Annotated in this window: 16 protein-coding genes, 1 other RNA gene and 1 riboswitch; of the genes, 2 read left to right on the forward strand and 15 right to left on the reverse strand. The window is 43.3% G+C overall.

The features are described 5' to 3' along the window. From hisH to LIR34_RS03405, 9 genes are all read right to left on the reverse strand, one after another. Positions 1–621, reverse strand: coding sequence for an imidazole glycerol phosphate synthase subunit HisH (hisH, locus tag LIR34_RS03365; RefSeq protein ID WP_173901892.1), 621 nt, complete (start codon positions 619–621; stop codon positions 1–3). Positions 622–742: 121 nt separating this feature from the next. Continuing rightward, positions 743–2275 (reverse strand): sensor histidine kinase, encoded by a 1533-nt coding sequence (locus LIR34_RS03370; RefSeq protein WP_173901891.1) that lies wholly within the window; start codon positions 2273–2275, stop codon positions 743–745. Continuing rightward, positions 2272–2955: a response regulator transcription factor gene (locus LIR34_RS03375; RefSeq protein WP_173901890.1), complete on the reverse strand. Its 684-nt coding sequence runs from the start codon at positions 2953–2955 to the stop codon at positions 2272–2274. Before LIR34_RS03375 ends, LIR34_RS03370 begins: the two co-directional genes overlap by 4 nt. A gap of 259 nt (positions 2956–3214) precedes the next feature. Next, complete coding sequence (locus tag LIR34_RS03380) at positions 3215–4870, reverse strand: EAL domain-containing protein (RefSeq protein WP_173901889.1); 1656 nt, start codon at positions 4868–4870, stop codon at positions 3215–3217. Between the two features lie 442 nt (positions 4871–5312). Next, complete coding sequence (locus LIR34_RS03385; RefSeq protein ID WP_161284588.1) at positions 5313–5735, reverse strand: flavodoxin; 423 nt, start codon at positions 5733–5735, stop codon at positions 5313–5315. 32 nt (positions 5736–5767) lie between these two features. After that, positions 5768–6319, reverse strand: coding sequence for a DUF3793 family protein (locus LIR34_RS03390; RefSeq protein ID WP_161284589.1), 552 nt, complete (start codon positions 6317–6319; stop codon positions 5768–5770). A gap of 225 nt (positions 6320–6544) precedes the next feature. Continuing rightward, the gene (locus LIR34_RS03395) at positions 6545–8617 is read right to left on the reverse strand and encodes a heavy metal translocating P-type ATPase (RefSeq protein WP_173901888.1); all 2073 of its coding nucleotides are present in this window, start codon (positions 8615–8617) and stop codon (positions 6545–6547) included. 50 nt (positions 8618–8667) lie between these two features. After that, positions 8668–8991 carry a DUF6110 family protein gene (locus LIR34_RS03400; RefSeq protein WP_173901887.1) on the reverse strand — a complete coding sequence of 108 codons (324 nt, stop codon included), beginning with the start codon at positions 8989–8991 and terminating at the stop codon, positions 8668–8670. A 213-nt stretch (positions 8992–9204) separates the two neighbouring features. Beyond that, positions 9205–9687, reverse strand: a complete 483-nt coding sequence (locus LIR34_RS03405) for a transcriptional repressor (RefSeq protein WP_161284592.1) — start codon at positions 9685–9687, stop codon at positions 9205–9207. Between the two features lie 239 nt (positions 9688–9926). Between LIR34_RS03405 and ssrA the strand changes: the two genes are divergently transcribed. Continuing rightward, positions 9927–10275, forward strand: a transfer-messenger RNA (tmRNA) gene (gene ssrA / locus LIR34_RS03410). 170 nt (positions 10276–10445) lie between these two features. Continuing rightward, positions 10446–10532, reverse strand: a riboswitch (cyclic di-GMP riboswitch). Between the two features lie 47 nt (positions 10533–10579). Here the strand turns inward: ssrA and LIR34_RS03415 are convergent. Continuing rightward, positions 10580–10897 (reverse strand): hypothetical protein, encoded by a 318-nt coding sequence (locus LIR34_RS03415; RefSeq protein ID WP_161284593.1) that lies wholly within the window; start codon positions 10895–10897, stop codon positions 10580–10582. Positions 10898–11208: 311 nt separating this feature from the next. Between LIR34_RS03415 and putP the strand changes: the two genes are divergently transcribed. Continuing rightward, positions 11209–12747, forward strand: coding sequence for a sodium/proline symporter PutP (gene putP / locus LIR34_RS03420; protein ID WP_173901886.1), 1539 nt, complete (start codon positions 11209–11211; stop codon positions 12745–12747). 106 nt (positions 12748–12853) lie between these two features. Here putP and LIR34_RS03425 read toward each other — a convergent pair whose 3' ends face one another. From LIR34_RS03425 to efp, 5 genes are all read right to left on the reverse strand, one after another. Then, positions 12854–13546: an LrgB family protein gene (locus LIR34_RS03425; RefSeq protein ID WP_161285763.1), complete on the reverse strand. Its 693-nt coding sequence runs from the start codon at positions 13544–13546 to the stop codon at positions 12854–12856. A 1-nt stretch (position 13547) separates the two neighbouring features. Continuing rightward, positions 13548–13904: a CidA/LrgA family protein gene (locus LIR34_RS03430; RefSeq protein WP_173901885.1), complete on the reverse strand. Its 357-nt coding sequence runs from the start codon at positions 13902–13904 to the stop codon at positions 13548–13550. Between the two features lie 153 nt (positions 13905–14057). After that, complete coding sequence (ppk1, locus tag LIR34_RS03435; RefSeq protein WP_173901884.1) at positions 14058–16103, reverse strand: polyphosphate kinase 1; 2046 nt, start codon at positions 16101–16103, stop codon at positions 14058–14060. A 126-nt stretch (positions 16104–16229) separates the two neighbouring features. After that, positions 16230–17237 carry an aldo/keto reductase gene (locus tag LIR34_RS03440; RefSeq protein ID WP_173901883.1) on the reverse strand — a complete coding sequence of 336 codons (1008 nt, stop codon included), beginning with the start codon at positions 17235–17237 and terminating at the stop codon, positions 16230–16232. Positions 17238–17380: 143 nt separating this feature from the next. Further along, positions 17381–17938, reverse strand: coding sequence for an elongation factor P (efp, locus tag LIR34_RS03445; protein ID WP_161285759.1), 558 nt, complete (start codon positions 17936–17938; stop codon positions 17381–17383). Positions 17939–17978 lie beyond the last annotated feature (40 nt).

A 17978-nucleotide genomic window follows, 5' to 3' on the forward strand; every position in this document is an offset into this window, starting at 1 on the left:
TCAGTTCCCCTCCTTCTCAAGTTTTGCAAAGTTTTCGAGAATCTTAAGACCATATCTGCTGCTTTTTTCCGGATGGAACTGGCAGGCAAATACATTGTCCTTCTCAACAGAAGCATGAATCGTCGTGCTGTAATCTGTCACTGCTTTTACAATCTCCGGTTCTTCTGCCTGAAGATAATAGGAATGCACAAAATAAACATACGTATCTTCCGGAATGCCCTTAAACAATCTTCCATTATTCTGCAGATGCAGGGAATTCCATCCCATATGTGGAATCTTAAGTCCCGGAGATGGTGGAATTCGGAGGATTCTGCCCTTCAGGATTCCAAGCCCCTCAACGCCAGGTGTCTCCTCGCTGCTCTCAAAAAGGAGCTGCAGCCCCAGACAGATTCCAAGAAAAGGAGTTCCTTCCTTTATCATATCCTTTATTACCGGAACCAGACCATACTTATGCAGGTTTTCCATTGCCTCTCCAAAGCTTCCAACACCAGGAAGAATCACCTTGTCTGCCTTTGTCAGCACTTCGGGATCACGAGATACAACCGTTTCCTCCCCAAGATATGCAAGTGCCTTTTCTACACTTTTGATATTCCCTGCATCATAATCAATAATACCTATCATTCGCGTCTCACATCCTGTCTTTTTTCATATAACACAGTTCTCCAAAAAGCAACTGTCATGTAAGCAAGTATACAGCAAAAAGAAGCAGATGCAAAGTAATTTCTTTCCATCCGCTCCTTTTTTAATCATTTTTGCGGTCCAGTGTGAACCAGAATTCGACTCCGTTATCATAATTCTGCACACCATACTGCTGATGCAGACTTTCCATGATCGCTTTTACGATGGAAAGTCCGATTCCGCTTCCACCATATTCCCTGGTTCTTGCCTTATCTACCTTGTAAAATTTGTTCCACAGTTTCGGAATATCCTCCTCCGGGATCGGAGTTCCTGTATTAAATACCGTTACCCGGACACGGTCATCCTCAGGCAGCACACGGATTTCAATTTCCTTCTCGCCATTCAAGTGATTCAGTGCATTGCTGGTATAATTCGTCACAACTTCTTCAATCTTGAACTCATCTGCCCAGACATATACCGGATCCAATGCTTCAAAATTCACTTTTGCCTCTTTTTGCTGGATCATGATATCCATAGACTGGAGGACTCCCCGAATCAGACTTACAATATCAAATCTCTCCATGGTCACCTCATCCCGGCCGGATTCCAGCTGATTCAGTGTCAGCAGATTCTTGACAAGCTTGTTCATCTTGGCCGCTTCATCCATGATCACATCACAATAAAATTCTCTGCTCTCCGGATCATCAGAGATATTTTCTTTAAGGCCTTCTGCATATCCCTGCACCAGTGCGATCGGCGTCTTAAGCTCATGAGAAACATTATTCAAAAACTCCTGACGCATCCTGTCAATCTTTTCCTTATTTTCGATGTCCTTAAGGAGCTGATTGTTCGCTGATTTAAGCTCTGAGATTGTCTTTTCCAGCTGTTCGGACATTCTGTTGAAGTTCTCTCCAAGCTCATCAATCTCATTACCTGCCTGGCTGTGATACTTTGCATCAAAATCCAGTTCACTCATCTTGGTAGAAAGCCGCGTCAGTTCACTGATAGGCTTTGTGATACGCTTCGTGACCACCCAGATCATCAGTCCGCTCAGAGCAATGATCACAAGACCCACGTAGAAATAAAAACTGTTGGAGATTGCAACACTCTCACGAATACTCTCCAGCGGGGTACGGATCAGAAAATAGCATCCATTTCCCAGTTCTCCCCAGCTTTCTACATACTCCATTCCCGCAAAGCGGTCACTTACCTGCTGGATCACATAGCTGTCATACTTCTGAAGGACTTTTTCCTTACCCTTCTTCCGGTCCAGATCGTAAATATATCCTACCAGCCGGGCCTCCAGCAGATCCTCATTGCTTCCGACAGCACATATCGTCTGACCATCCGCTGTGATCATCACCCAGGTAAGATTATTCTCAGAGCAGTCCTTAAATATCTGATCTGAGATTTCTGCACTGCTGTTTCCGTCCGAGTCCGTTACTACGTCAAGACTTTCCAGATTTTGCACCGCCTCTCTCAGAACTTCTGTTTTCCTGCTGATATAATAATGTTCCAGAAACAGTCCGTTGATCAGTGTTATGACGATCATAGAAAGAAGAAGCAGTCCGATAAACAGGACTGCTATCTGTCGGCGAAGCGGATGAAATTTCCTGGTCTTGTGCTTCTTAGCTGAATCTTCGTGTAAACATTTCATGATTCATCCACCTCAAATTTATAACCCATTCCCCAGACTGTCTTGATATATTCTCCCTTCGCACCCATCTTACTTCTCAGTTTCTTGACATGCGTATCAATGGTTCTGGCATCTCCAAAATAATCATAATTCCATACGGAATTCAGAATCTTTTCCCTGGAAAGAGCAATTCCCTGATTCTCAAGGAAGTATGTCAGGAGTTCAAATTCCTTAAAGCTCAGTTCCATAGGCTCCCCGTCAACAGTCGCCTGATGTGCGGCCTTATCGATCACAATTCCACCGGCTGACAGAACATCATTTCCTGCATCCTGTCCTGTTCTTCGAAGAATGGCCTCCACTCTCGCAACCAGAATCTTCGGGCTGAACGGTTTTGAGATGTATTCATCCACTCCAAGGTCAAATCCCAGGAGTTCATCCCTCTCATCCCCACGTGCTGTCAGCATGATGATCGGCACCTTGGAATTCTTACGGATCTCCCTGCATACTTCCCAACCATCCATTTTCGGCATCATAACATCCAGAAGTATAAGGGCAATATCCTTTTCTTCATAAAAAATATCCATTGCTTCTTCGCCGTCACCGGCCTCCAGAACCTGGAAATTCTTTTTTTCGAGAAAGTCTCTCACCAGCTTTCTCATACGGCTTTCATCATCTACTATAAGAATTTTCGGGGCTTCCATCTCTGATTCCTCCAATCAAATTTTCTTGTCACTGCTCACAATGACCGCTTTGTTACTGTTCACTCCGTTCACAGTAACTTGGTCAAAATGCATTCCAAATCACCTTCGGTGATAGCATTTTGCCCCGTATGTCTCGGGATTTTGCCATATTCATGGCAAAACACCTCGCGGGATATTACCTGTAAACAGTTACACCGCTTCCTCTGTCGTTCATATGCTGTTATCTTATCAGAGATTTATGTTTGTTTTGTGAACATTTTCAGGAATTCTGATCCAGTTTTTCCGAAAACTCATCTTTTTTCAACGGTCTGTAGAAATAATATCCCTGAATGTAATCGCAGCCATGGTTTCTGAGGAATTCCACCTGTTCCTTTGTTTCTGCACCCTCTGCCACGGTTTTGGCGTCCAGTGCATGTGCTGTCTCTATGATCAGTGGAATCAGCCTTCTTGTCCTTGAATTCATCTCAATCTCTCTCGTAAAAGACATATCGATCTTGAGGATATCAAAGGAAAACCTCTGAAGCATGTTGAAGGAGGAATATCCACTTCCGAAATCATCCAGAAGAATCCATGCTCCTTTTTTCTTGATCTTGTTCAGAACCCTACCGACATTCTCCTCCAGTGCCGCATAGGAAGTTTCTGTGATCTCAAACCGGATCAGTTCCGACGGAAACTCCGGATGTTCGAGAAAATCGACGATTTCATCGATCAGTGCCTCATCATAAAAATCCATCCATGAAAGATTCATGGAAACCGGAACAACCTTCAGCCCTTTCTCATATCTGCCCGAGATATAGGAACGCACCTTCTGAAAAACATAACGGTCAAGTCTGGAAACAGAGCCATCCTCCTCCAGTTTCAGTACAAATATACCAGGAGAAATAAATCCCTTCTTTGGATGTATCCAACGAACCAATGCCTCCGCTGACATAATCCTGCCTGTAACAGGGTCTACAATCGGCTGATAATACACTTCCAGTTCTTCATTTACGATTGCTTCTTCGAATGCAGCTGCGATTTCCGCCTTATCAATATATTCCATCTCCATCTTCTGATCGAACACTGCATATGGCTTAAGGTATTCATCTACAATGTGCTGCTTTGCGAGCTTAGCCCGGTCGACCATCCCTGCCACGGGCATATTCTCATCCTTCAGATAAAAAATGCCACAGCAACTGTGCACACGAATCTTCTTATTGTAAATTTCAAAAATCTGATTACAAAACTCTTCCAGCTTCTTCAGAGAGATCTTGTCACGCTCCACAAAACTCACGAAATGATCTGCTTCTACCCTTGCTGTATAAACAGGATGCAAAAAAGACCTCTCTATACTCTTGCAGAAACTTTGAAGGATGCAGTCTCCCTCCTTTACACCAAGAAGCTCATTTGTTGCTTTAAAGTTCTTAATGTTAAAGTACAGGATTCCATATCTGGTTCTGTCCTCGCAATGATTCAGGAATCTTTCTACCATATAGACGAATCCCCGGCGATTGTAGGCTCTGGTGAGATAATCTCTGTATTCCTTCTCATGAGTGGCAATTGCATTCTCGATACGGTGATTCAGTATACTTGTAACAAAAGGAAGTCTGAAACAGTCACAGGCTCCAAGTCTGTATGCTCTCTTAACATCTGCAGTCAGACTTGCAATCACAGCGATCACAGCAAACTCATCCAGCCACTTCTTCTCTCCCATGATTCTGAGGAGTTCGTATCCATCAATGTCCGGCATCTCCAGCTTCAGAAGCACCAGTTCCAGATTCCAGTGTTCTTTTTCAAGGATTTCCAGAGCCTCACGACCACTTCCTGCCAGTTTTATCTCATAGATTTCCCCCAAAATATCATTCAACATTTCTCTGTTGATCTCTGAATTGTCTATTACCAGGATTCTGGCACGCTGCTGATATATTCTGCTCATTCTGTAAATTCCTTCTCATAAAATACTGTATATTAATCGTTACTGTTCACTCCGCTCACAGCAGCTTTGGCAAAATCCCTTGCGGAATATTACCTGTGAACAGCTACCACTATTCTGCTGTACAGTATAATATAAGATCTGTTTTATTGCAATATACGAAATTTACTGTTCATCCTTTTATAAAAGCAAATGTGAACAGCAACAAAAATGCTGCCTCAGAAAACCATCTGTTACTGTTCACTCCGTTCGCAGTAACTTGGTCAAAATCCATTCCATATCACCTTCGGTGATGGGATTTTGCCCCGTATGTCTCGGGATTTTGTCATATACATGACAAAACACCTCGCGGGATATTACCTGTGAACAGTTACAGCCATCTTCATAAAAGATAATGGTTTCTGACGGCAGCATCTTTCATTTATTCTTTTATTTATTCTTTCATTTATGCCAGAGCTTTTCCCAGTTCTTTGCATTTTTCTACTGCTTCATCGTCTGGCTCTTCCTGGCAGATTACACCATCTGAGACAAGAAGTGCTCCATCTTCTCTGCATTTATCTTCCCAGTTGTGCATCCATTCTCCATCTCCCCAGCCATAGGATCCAAAAAGCCCGATCTTTTTGCCGGAAAGCTTTGCCTCACAGGAACTGAACATCGGCTCAAACTCATCCTCTTCCAGAACCTCATCACCCATAGCCGGGCATCCAAAAGCAATCGCATCAAATCCATCCACTTTTGCTGCATCAAAATCAGCTGTCTCGAATACAGACACTTCTGCACCTGCTGCTTTTGCACCATCTGCCACTGCATTGGCCATGCTTTCTGTATTTCCTGTAGAACTCCAGTATACAACTGCTACTTTACTCATATTCTTTTACCTTGTCCTTTCTTGGTCCTTGATCATGCTGCCACCGTAAGCTGGAGAATGCTTCTGCCATCCGCAAATAATCTCTGATAGATTTCTGAACACTTCTTCAGCTTCTGAAAAGTCATCCGGCTCTTATGCTCATCTCCATAAACCTTCCAGATTCCACAGCACTTGTAATTTTTTCCCTTCTGTTCAATAAATCCTGCCACATCATCCAGCGGATAACCCAGAAACAGTCCCACCTCATGCGGAAAACATTCATACTGAAAAAAGCGCTCCTGAAGCTTTCGAAGACAGCAGTCTGTCTCCCCACATTCATATCCACAGGTCTGAAGAATACTCTCTGCTCCTTTCCTGTTCAGATCAGCTTCCAGTCTGTTTTTTCGATAGACATATATCAAAGCCCTCTTCTCACCTGTCCGAAGTATTTCCACATAGACACCTTTACTATTCAGCTTACAGTTTTCTTCCTGTATCTCCTGATGCAGTTTTTCCATATCATCCGGCAGATAATTAAACATATTTGCCGTCTTTATCCCTGCAAGCGTCGGAGCGCAGTGCGCAACAATATCTGATTCTAACATTTGGTTACCCCCATTTCGCTCATGATGCATCCTGCAGGAGAAAGAAATTTCCGGCTTTCACCGTTTATACGCAGGAATATCGTTAGTTCTAACTAACCCGTGTTTTAAAAGTTACGCATATGTCTCCATATGCGTAATCTTCACTCCGTCGTTAGTATTAACTAACTACTAGGATAGTACTATATTTTTCCTGCACTGTCAATAGTTTTTTGCGTTTAACTTTTTTCAAATTACCGATTTCATGGAATCCATGCCAATCAATAAAGTAGATGTATTATGAAGAAGCGCAGAAGTCGTTGGCTGGATCACACCTGTCACACCAAGTGCGATCAGTGTTCCGTTGATTCCCACAATGCGTCTGTAGTTTCTGTGTATCTTTGCCATCAGTCCGTTACTGATTTCTTTGAGGGTAACCATTACAGAGAGATCGTCTGCCCCTATCGTGATATCTGCGATTTCTCTTGCAAGTTCTGCTCCGTCACTGATCGCAACGCCCACATCAGCAGCCGAAAGTGCAGGAGAATCATTGATTCCATCCCCGACCATGATCACTTTATGTCCATTTTTTCTGGCTTCTTCAATAAATCTTGCTTTATCTTCCGGAAGTACTTCAGAATAGTATTCATCAACACCAACCTTTGACGCGATAGCCCTGGCTGTGCGGTCACTGTCACCCGTCATCATGACAATCTGTTTAAATCCTGCTTCACGCAGTTTCCGGATCACACCAGGTGCCTCCGCACGAAGCGGATCCTCAATACAGATAACAGCCGCCAGTTCTCCTTCGATGCCAAGATACAGCTGTGAATATTCAGGTGGAAGTTCTGCAAATTTTTCTTCCATTCCATCCGGGATTTTGCATTTCTCATCTTCAAACACAAAATGATGGCTTCCGATAACAGCCTTTCTTCCATCTATCGTTGTAGAAATACCATGTGCCACAATATATTCTACCTTCGAATGCATTTCTTCATGAGTCAGACCTCGGTTTCTGGCCGCATCCATGACAGCCTTTGCCATAGAATGCGGAAAATGCTCTTCCATGCAGGCAGCAAGACGAAGAAGATCATCTCCTGAATCTCCGTTAAAGGAGACAACATCTACAACTGTCGGCTGTGCCTTTGTCAGAGTTCCTGTCTTATCAAACACAATCGTATCCGCTTCTGCAACTGCTTCCAGGAATTTGCCTCCCTTGACGGTGATCTTGTGTGCGTTCGCTTCACGTATTGCCGCAAGAACAGAAATCGGCATTGCAAGCTTCAGTGCACAGGAGAAATCCACCATAAGAATGGATAATGCCCTGGTCACATTCCTGGTAAGCAGATATGTAAGTCCTGTTCCGGCAAGTGTGTATGGAACCAGGCTGTCTGCAAGATGTTCTGCTTTACTTTCCACTGCTGATTTCAGTTTCTCGGTTTCTTCGATCATTGTGACAATCTTTTCAAACTTGGTGGAACCTGTCGTTTCTTTGACACAGATAGTGATCTCGCCTTCCTCGACAACTGTTCCTGCATATGCATAACTCGATTCCCGTTTTGCAACCGGCATGGACTCTCCCGTAAGAGATGCCTGATTGACCATTCCCTCTCCGGCCGTGACAACGCCGTCAAATGGAATCACTGTTCCCATACGGATCCTGACCTCGTCTCCCGGTCTGATACGATCTGAATTTACAAGCACTTCTCCTTCTTCTGTCACAAGCCATACTTTACTTACATTCAAAGACATACTTCTTGCAAGATCATCTACGGATTTCTTATGTGTCCAGTCTTCCAGGATTTCTCCAAATCCAAGCAGGAACATGACAGAAGATGCTGTTGCAAAATCACCGCGGAAAATGGATACTCCAATTGCTGTCGCATCAAGAACCGAAACTTCTATCTTTCGTCTGGCAAGTGTACGGACACCTTTCCAGATATATTTTACAGAACGCAGCGTAGTAAGCACTGTCCTTATCGGCATCGGAAGAAAAAGCTTCTTTCCATAATGGATCACAACATGATTTACCATTTTTTCCCAGTATTCACTGTTCATCTCCCGCCCGGAGTTCTGAAGATAGCTTTCCGGTGCCTCCGCATGACTGTAAGAAAACCTCTGCACAGCTTTCAGAATTTCTGTCTTGTCTCCATCATAACAGATCACGGCATCCTGATTGCGTTCTGCCACTTTTGCCGTGGTCACGCCTTCAAGCCCTCTGAGAAAGTACTCCAGCTGATCTGCCTGACGGCAGGTCATTCTTTTTTGGCAGAGATGAATCCTCATCCTGCCTCTGATCTGATGTTCTATTTTGAATTTCATATCATCTTTCCTCCCGCAATGATCTTCATCACCACAGGTATTCCTGTTTTTTATTCTTCTGCTGTTTCTTCTGCTGTTTCTTCTGTTGTTTCTTCTGTCTCTTCTACGGTCTCTTCCTCTGCGGCATCTTCAAAGATTTCTTCTGCGGCAGCACGGTCCTCATTGATCTGCTTAGCTTCAGCATAGATATCCTCTGCATTTTCCTGAACCTTGGATACTGTCTTCATGACACAGTCCTTTGCACGAAGAACTGCTGCTGTACAATTCGTATAAAGTTTCTTTGCATCTTTACTGGAAAGCACTTTAATACCCGCTGTTCCAAATACCACTCCTGCTGCAAAAAGTCCGCTGTGTTTTGTGTTAAGTTTGATCATTATCTTAAACCTCCTGTAAGTTATTTTTTGTTTCAATCATTTGCTGCATCTGCCAGAACATTGAAATCCGCTTCCATATTTTGACATTAATGACATTATATTCTTCCTTCTTCAAAAGTCCAGAACAATTTACTTTTCTGAGAAATTTTCTCATTAATGTGTAAAAATATAAGCTTTTACACTGTATCCTTTCAAAATTTCTGTGAAGAGCGGTTACTCACCACGCTCCACAGAAATGCTCCTTACCCGTCTGTTATTCAGGTAACCGCAGGATTCCATTCCTCTTTCAATCACCTGGCGCAGCTTCTCTCCATCCAGACGAACGTTGGTATGATCATCCAGTCTGATACTGCAGATATTTACCATAGTTTCTTCATCGCAGATGCGATAGGCACGTTTTCTCTTAAGTGCTCCCATCTCCTCCAGAAGATTGATCATCCGGTAGATCGTAGCCATTCCAATATTCGGATCTTTCCTGGCTGCCAGAAAATAAATTTCCTTACAACAGGTACATTCTTCCTGTAAAATGATGTCCAATATGATTTTTCTCTGCTTTGTAATTCTGCAGCCGGCCTGACGAAGTTTGTTCATAATCGCACTTCTCTGCATATTACTCCGCTGGTATTGCTGATCACGGCAGGAATTCCTATCAGAATCCAATGTATCATTAAATATGGTCTCTCTCAGTGCTTCCATTGTGTTCACTCCCGTCCGTTCAGTTAGTTTATTGAAACTATTGTAAGTTTATACCATCTAACCCATTTCTGTCAAGACTAACCTTTCAGACTCTTCATATTTTTATTTCAGAAAAAACTGCTGTTTTCCTTGACAAGCAGAATGCTTATTGCATATAATAAAGAACAGTTAAAACAAAACATCGTCTGTTTACCAGTATTTTTCAGAAGATTCTTACAGATCTTATGACCAAACGTTTGGGGCTTGTACTGGTTTCGACGGGGGCTTCGAAGTTGAGGCAGCCATCCGCAGACTCCTGAACTGCGTATCAATCGGGAAACTAAATATAAACGCAGACGAACAGTACGCGTTAGCAGCCTAAGCGCTGCTCATCAGCCCTGATGCACTCACACATCAGGAATCTGGTGTCGACTATGTGAGAAACCTTGTCGGGTAAGCTTTGCCCCGGCAGATGTATCATGAAGCTACTAAAGCAGTAAGCCTGTCGGTGGGCGTACTGCCAAGGGAATGTTAAATCAGCGACTGTGATGGGAGATACCGCAAGGGACAGGCTTTCGGACAGGGGTTCGATTCCCCTCAGGTCCATTTATGGAACATCTTAAAAGGGCTCACAGATAATCATTTCATCTGATCATCTGTGAGCCCTTAACCTATGTATAATCGTCATTTATTTGTGAATTGTCTGTAACTGTTTATAGTCGTTTCATTACTGATTGTTTATCTTTTGCTTGATTTTAAAAGATCTATAATTATCCTGTAGTTGCAACTGGCTGTCATACATTGTTTTTTGCTTAGACCCTATAGTTTTGCGTCACCGGATTTCCCCGGCTATGCCTTTTGAAATATAAAATAAATATACTCTTTTATTGCATAAAGGATATTGTTTTATTAATTATTCCACATTCATGCTCAGTGTCTCCTGACTATTCAGGGCACCTATGTTTTTGAGAAGTGAAATCGCATCTCCCATACCTTTAATATAAGAAAGATCTGCATATCTTTCACTCTTTGATTCCATGCAGGCAATATAGTCATCTATCACCCTTCGAAACATATATGGAATCTTCATACTGGCGTATCTTTCTTCCAGTTCCTTAAGATCCTCTATATCCTGCCGGATATATTCATCAGATTCAATTATCTTTTCTCTCCTTTCTCCCAGCATTTTTTCGATGTAATTTACAATTACAACTTCTGTCTTTTTTTCCAATTTTCCATCCTCCGTTTGTGCAATACTATAGGTTTCATATTTATTCTAAGAAGAATCTCCTCTTTCGTCAACCACATTCGTCAGACAATTAATGAAAAAATTCGACAGATTTTTTGGCATTTTGTTTCACTTTCCCCATTGTTTCTGCGGCTTTTTCGGCACTTTTTTCATCAATTATTTTTTTTTAAAAAAGAAGTTTTCTTTACCCAAAAATTTCTTTACTTTTAAAAGGTTTTCTAATAATATTGTATGTATGTGCATATTAACAGATGCATATTTATGCATCTTAACTTCAGAAGGGAGAGGAACTTATGACAACAGCACACATCTGTATCATGCTTGCAATCATTGTCTATCTTGGTGCAATGCTCTTTGTCGGATATCTGTGTTCCAAAAAAAACAACGATACTTCAGATTTCTATCTGGGTGGTCGAAAACTTGGACCGCTGGTAACTGCAATGAGTGCAGAAGCCTCTGACATGAGCAGCTGGCTCTTAATGGGTCTTCCCGGTCTCGCATATCTTTCCGGCATCGCAGACGCCGGCTGGACCGCAATCGGACTCGCAATCGGTACATACCTTAACTGGAAAATCGTGGCAAAAAAAATTCGCCTCTATACACATGTGGCAGGAAACTCTATCACTTTACCATCCTTTTTCAGCAATCGTTTCAGAGACAAGCGCAGGATTCTGCAGTCGATCGGAGCTATTTTTATAGTGATCTTCTTTATTCCATACACAGCCTCTGGTTTTGCTGCATGCGGAAAGCTTTTTGCAAGTTTATTCGGAGTAAATTATCTTACTGCCATGATCATCAGCGCAGTGATCATTGTAGCATATACTACTCTCGGAGGATTTCTTGCAGCGTCCACTACAGACTTTATCCAGAGCATTATCATGTCCATTGCTCTGATCATTGTTTTCTGTTTCGGTATCTCTGTGGCAGGTGGTCCTGACGCAGTCATCAGCCACGCAAAATCTCTGCCGGGCTATCTTACCATGATGACCACTTACAACCCTGAAACAGGCACAGAAGCAGCTTATCCGCTCATCAACATCGTTTCCATGCTGGCATGGGGACTGGGCTATTTTGGTATGCCCCATATTCTCCTTCGCTTTATGGCAATCGAAGATGAAAAGAAGCTTTCTCTGTCCAGAAGAGTCGCAACTACCTGGGTTGTGATTTCCCTCGCTGTTGCTGTTCTGATCGGTGTGATCGGTCTCGGTATGACAGAGGCAGGAAGTCTTGAGATGCTTCAGGGTTCTAACTCTGAGACTATTATCGTCAAAATCGCCGATCTTTTAAGTACTTACGGTATTCTTCCGGCACTGCTCGGCGGTACGATCCTTGCAGGAATTCTGGCATCCACAATGTCCACAGCAGACTCCCAGCTTCTGGCTGCTTCTTCTGCTGTTTCTTCTGACCTCCTTGGCAGTATCCTGAAGAAGAAAAAAAGACAGGAAACGATGCTGACAGACCGTGTTACCCTGCTTCTGATCGCAGTGATCGCAGTCATCATTGCCCGCAATCCGGACAGTTCTGTGTTTAATATCGTGTCCTTTGCCTGGGCTGGTTTTGGCGCTGTCTTCGGACCGGTCGTACTTTTCGCACTGTTCTGGCGCCGCACCAACTGGCAGGGAGCACTCGCAGGTATGGTTTCCGGCGGTGTTATGGTGTTCGTATGGAAATATCTGGTTCGTCCAAATGTTTCCTTCCTTAATTTCTATGAACTCCTTCCGGCCTTCCTTATCTCCAGTGTGATGATCATCCTTGTAAGCCTTATTACCAAAGCTCCATCCACAGAGATCACAGATGAATTTGATCTGGTCCGGAAAAAAATGGCTGAATAAGCTTCCGGCATTTGTTTAACGACTTCTAAAGAGCAAAAACCGTGAAATCAATCAACTGATTTCACGGTTTTTGTTATTTTGTTATTTTGTCATTTTTATATTTTATTTACCAGATGTAGGAAAAAATCGAAGCTCCGATAACTGTACAGAGACCGCACACAACGATTGCCAGACTGCTCATGGCACCTTCTACTTCTCCAAGTTCCATTGCTCTTGCAGTTCCTACAGCATGAGAAGCTGTACCGATTGCAAGTCCTCTCGAAATAGGGCTCTTAATACGAACCAGCTTGCAGATATATTCCGCTGACATATTTCCAAGAACTCCTGTGATGATGATCACTGCCACAGAAATTGTCACATATCCACCAAGTTCCTCCGAAACACCCATACCGATCGCTGTTGTGATGGACTTCGGCAGCATAGTCACATATTCCGCGTGATCCAGGCCAAAAAGCACGGACATGGCAAGTACGGAACCAAGGCTTGCAAGCACTCCCGAAAAAACTCCTCCCAGGATCGCAAGGATATTTTTTTTCAGCAGATCCAGCTGCAGATAAAGCGGGATTGCCAGACATACGGTCGCCGGTGTCAGAAGATAACTTAAATACTTGGCACTCAGATTGTAACTCTCATAGTCTACATGAAAGACCAGCAAAAATGCTATGACCAGAACAATCGAGATCAGGAGCGGATTTAATACTGCCAGCTTCCACTTACGCTGTGCTGCCAGTCCGATCTCATATGCCAGCAGACTGATCACAATTCCTACTGTTGCTGAACTCATAACTAAATTGTCCATCTTACTTTTTCTCCCTTCTTCTGGAAATCAGGAAATCTGTAACCTTTCCTGTAACGATCATAACGATAAACGTAGATAAGATCGTGATCACCAGAAGCGGCACCAGAAAGGACTGCAGCTGGCTCCAGGAAGTAATAAGTCCTGCACCTGCCGGAATAAACATAAGTGGCATGATCTCAATCAGAAATTCACCGGTTTCTTTCACGTGCTCTACCTTGATCACTCTTGTAAGCAAAAGCACAAACATCAGAATCAGCCCATAAATACTGCCCGGTATCGCAAGCGGGATAAAATACTTCATAATTTCCCCCGCACAGGTCACAGCAAGAATGATTCCAAACTGTCTTAGATATTTCACTTTTTTTCGCCTCCTAAAAACTCAACTGCCGATTATTATATCACATCCTTTTTCGACATAACAAGTCAAAAAAAAGCACAAAAAAACTGCCATTATAATGGCAGTTTTTTATGTAACAGTTAAATAATGTCAATTTTTGGTCACAATCTTTCATTACAGGGCATTGTTGTACGCAGACTCATAGAAAAATTCCTGAGAATTCAGCGGCGTATCTTCCTGTCTGTATATCAGATGATAATTTCCCTCTTCATCTTCTTCTCTGGCCTTCTGATTGTCACTGAGCATTGTGATAAACATCTCTTCCAGCCGCTGTGCGATCTCAGGATCATAGATCGGTGTGGCTACTTCGACACGGCGGACAGTATTTCTTGTCATAAAGTCTGCAGATGCAATATAAATCTTCTTTCTTTCCCCGCATCCAAAAATATAGATTCTTGAATGTTCAAGGAAACGTCCCACAATGCTGATCACACGAATATTGTCGGTTTTTCCCGGAACCTGCGGGATCAGACAGTTGATTCCTCGAATCACCATATCAATCTTGACACCGGCCTCCGATGCACGGATCAGCTTGTCAATGATTTTTTTGTCCGTGAGTGAGTTCATTTTGAGTCCGATATAAGCCTCTTCACCTGCTTTTGCATGATGGATCTCTTCTTCGATCATCGTAAGCACCTTATTCTGCAGACAGTTCGGGGCAACCAGAAGATGTCTTGTATCCTTTACCGTTTCTCCCTTATCCAGTGCCTGGAATACATCTGCTGCCTCAAGTCCGATTTCCACCCGGGAAGTCATATAAGAAAGATCTGTATAAAGCCGGCTGGTCTTTTCGTTATAGTTTCCAGTTCCGATCTGGGTATAATATTCCACTCCCGCCTCTGTCTTTCGTGTGATCAGACACAGTTTGGAATGTACTTTATATCCATCCAGCCCGTAAACCACGCGGCATCCAGCTTCCTCCAGCCTTCTGGACCACTCAATATTATTCTCTTCGTCGAAACGGGCCTTTAGTTCGATCATAACAAAAACTTCCTTGCCGTTTTCGGCCGCCTCGATCAGAGCCTCTACCACCTTGCTCTGACGTGACAGACGATACAGAGTCATCTTGATTGCAATGACAGATTTGTCATTTGCCGCCTCATGGAGCATACGAAGAAAAGGTTTCATACTCTCAAATGGATAGGAAAGAAGCTTATCCTTCTCTCTGATCTGCGGCAGGATCGGTTTATCCAGATCAAACTCCGGTGATGGCTGCGGAATTCTTTTTTCAAAGAAAAGTTCCGGTTTTGTGCGCAGGCAATCCTGAAGCCTGAATACGAAAGACAGATCCAGCGGTGCAAAGCTTCGAAATACCTGTCTAGTATCAATATCCAGATAATTGCAGAGCATTTTGACGATCGTATCGTCCATATCTCTGGATAACTCCAGGCGAAGAGGTGCCAGCTTCTTTCTTTTTTTGATCAGTTCCACCATAAATTCACGGTAATCCAGATCCTCATCATAAAGTGCATCTGCATCAATATCTGCATTTCGTGTGATTCTCATCAAAGATTTGGACAAAATCTTATATCCTGTAAACACTTTCGGAAGAAAATGAAGGATCAGTTCTTCCACCAACATGAAACGATTTCTGGTCGGAAGCTCCACAAGTTCCGGGAATACCTCTTTACTGCACGGAACGATTCCAAGCTTCTCCTTTCCGCTTTTTGTCTGCAGTACGCAGACTGCATAGATCTCCCTGTTCTTCAGGAAAGGAAACGGCTGACGCTTTCCTACAATTGTAGGCGAAAGAAGAGGCAGGATTTCCGAATCAAAGAACACTTCCAGATACGCGCTCTCCTCTATACTGAGGCGGTGAAAATCTACCATGCTGACACCTGTCTCCTCCAGCTTGTCCATCAATGTGTCATAAGCCGCATCTTTGCGCTGATTCAGCTTGCGGACGACCTTGAGAATCTGCCGGATCTGTTCCTTTGGTGTCATATTGGTTTTATTTTCACGCACATCTCCGGATAAGATCATCTGGTCCAGCAAAGATCCTACTCGCACCATAAAAAACTCATCCAGATTACTCTGATAAATTGCCTCAAAAGAAAGACGCTCCGCAAGCGGAACCTGCTCGTTTTCTGCCTCCTCCAGTACTCTTTCGTTAAACTTCAGCCAGGATAATTCCCGGTTCATATAGACTTCCTGTTTCATCGTCTTGTATCCTCCACAAATATTTTACACTTTCCCGACTACTATATTGCACAAAAGTCAAATCCAGTACAGGTTTATGTAAAATCTGTGAAAAATATTTATTACTGTAAACGATTACAAATATTTTTATTCTCCCATGTCCCTAGCACACTTCTTCAGTTTTTCACGGATCGGCAGATGATACGGGCATCTTGGCTCACACTTTCCGCAGCCGATGCAGGCAGAAGCCTTCACCTTGAGCGTACTGTAACGATCCTTCGCCCAGTCAGCCAGGTCGTATCTCTGAAGATAACCGGCAAACAGAAATACACTTGGAATATTGATTCCGACAGTACACGGGGCACAGTAGTTACAGCGGCGGCAGAAATCAGTGCCGAGCTGTTCGCGGACTTTATCCATTTCCTTTAATTCTTCCTGCGTAAGCGGCTCTGTATTGGAACATGCGTCCAGGTTCTGCTCCAGTTCGTGTATCTCTGCCATTCCCGGGATTACTACGGTCACATCCGGATTGGAACAGACATAACGAAGAGCCAGGGATGCATCCTCGATCGCGCCCCCCGCCAGCGGTTTCATAACAATAAAACCGATATTCTTTTCCGCACATTTGTGAATCAGTTCTGCTCCCTGCTGCTCAACGATATTATATGGGAACATGATCGTTTCCACCCAGTCCAGTTCCAGTGCACGCTCAAAAACCTCTGTAGAATGTGCAGTCAGTCCGATGTGTCCGATCTTGCCGGCAGCCCTCGCCTCCATAAGAGCCTCCAGTGCACCGCCTTCTCCCATCACCTGATCGAGCTGCTCCATACTTGGATTGTGTACCTGATAAAGATCAATATAGTCTGTGCGGAAGTTTCCAAGACTTGTCTCAATATCTGCTGCCATTGCTTCTTTTGTCCGGGACATGGATTTGGTTGCAAGTACAAATTTGTCACGGATTCCCTCCAGACCATAGCCGATATACTGTTCGCTGACCGTATATCCTCTCGCAGAATCAATATAGTTGACTCCCTTCTCCATCATCTCGTGAAGCAGCTTTCTTGTACCTTCCTCGTCAATCTTCTGGATCGGAATCCCTCCAAATCCCATACGTGAAATCTTTAATCCTGTTTTTCCCAGTGTTCTGTATTCCATATTTTCTCCTCTGATTTACCTGATATATCTGGTCGCATCCTCGCGGAGCGTTTTTTACTTTATTGGAACATTACGGAGTAATTTCTTATAAAGTGAAAAATACCACCGAATCTCTCCGGTGGTATCCTATCATTTCTTATAAATTATACACGAGACAGATATTCACCTGTTCTTGTATCGATTTTAAGTTTGTCACCCTGGTTTACAAACAGCGGAACCTGAACCTGTGCACCTGTCTCAACAGTTGCCGGTTTGGTAGCACCCTGTGCTGTGTTTCCAGCGAATCCCGGCTCAGTATCAATAACCTCAAGTTCTACGAACAGAGGCGGCTCGATTGCATATACATTGCCGTTCCAGGAACAAATCTTAACTACTTCATTCTCTTTTACGAATTTAAGAGAATCGCCTACCTGATCTTTGGTCAGTGCAACCTGATCATAGGTCTCAACGTTCATGAAGTTGTAAAGATCTCCATCATTGTACAGGTAGCTCATATCTACACGATCGATACGTGCCTGTGGGAATTTCTCTGTAGGACGGAAAGATCTTTCCAGAACTGCTCCTGTGATGATATTTTTATATTTGGTTCTTACGAATGCAGCGCCCTTTCCAGGTTTTACATGCTGGAACTCAACGATCTGACATACATTTCCTTCAATCTCAAGTGTGATACCGTTTTTGAAATCACCTGCTGAAATCATTTTAATATCCTCCTTCTTATGTTGTCACTGCTAATTATTT

The organism is Blautia sp. MSK17_66 (assembly GCF_020538025.1).
Taxonomy (GTDB): Bacteria; Bacillota; Clostridia; order Lachnospirales; family Lachnospiraceae; genus Blautia_A.

Coding starts and splice junctions, on each gene's coding strand:
- LIR34_RS03375 (WP_173901890.1), bottom strand. CDS start 2,955: ATGGAAGCCCCGAAAATTCTTATAGTAGATGATGAAAGCCGTATGAGA.
- LIR34_RS03400 (WP_173901887.1), bottom strand. CDS start 8,991: ATGATCAAACTTAACACAAAACACAGCGGACTTTTTGCAGCAGGAGTG.
- LIR34_RS03385 (WP_161284588.1), bottom strand. CDS start 5,735: ATGAGTAAAGTAGCAGTTGTATACTGGAGTTCTACAGGAAATACAGAA.
- LIR34_RS03440 (WP_173901883.1), bottom strand. CDS start 17,237: ATGGAATACAGAACACTGGGAAAAACAGGATTAAAGATTTCACGTATG.
- putP (WP_173901886.1), top strand. CDS start 11,209: ATGACAACAGCACACATCTGTATCATGCTTGCAATCATTGTCTATCTT.
- ppk1 (WP_173901884.1), bottom strand. CDS start 16,103: ATGAAACAGGAAGTCTATATGAACCGGGAATTATCCTGGCTGAAGTTT.
- LIR34_RS03380 (WP_173901889.1), bottom strand. CDS start 4,870: ATGAGCAGAATATATCAGCAGCGTGCCAGAATCCTGGTAATAGACAAT.
- LIR34_RS03370 (WP_173901891.1), bottom strand. CDS start 2,275: ATGAAATGTTTACACGAAGATTCAGCTAAGAAGCACAAGACCAGGAAA.
- LIR34_RS03395 (WP_173901888.1), bottom strand. CDS start 8,617: ATGAAATTCAAAATAGAACATCAGATCAGAGGCAGGATGAGGATTCAT.
- hisH (WP_173901892.1), bottom strand. CDS start 621: ATGATAGGTATTATTGATTATGATGCAGGGAATATCAAAAGTGTAGAA.
- LIR34_RS03425 (WP_161285763.1), bottom strand. CDS start 13,546: ATGGACAATTTAGTTATGAGTTCAGCAACAGTAGGAATTGTGATCAGT.
- LIR34_RS03390 (WP_161284589.1), bottom strand. CDS start 6,319: ATGTTAGAATCAGATATTGTTGCGCACTGCGCTCCGACGCTTGCAGGG.
- LIR34_RS03405 (WP_161284592.1), bottom strand. CDS start 9,687: ATGGAAGCACTGAGAGAGACCATATTTAATGATACATTGGATTCTGAT.
- efp (WP_161285759.1), bottom strand. CDS start 17,938: ATGATTTCAGCAGGTGATTTCAAAAACGGTATCACACTTGAGATTGAA.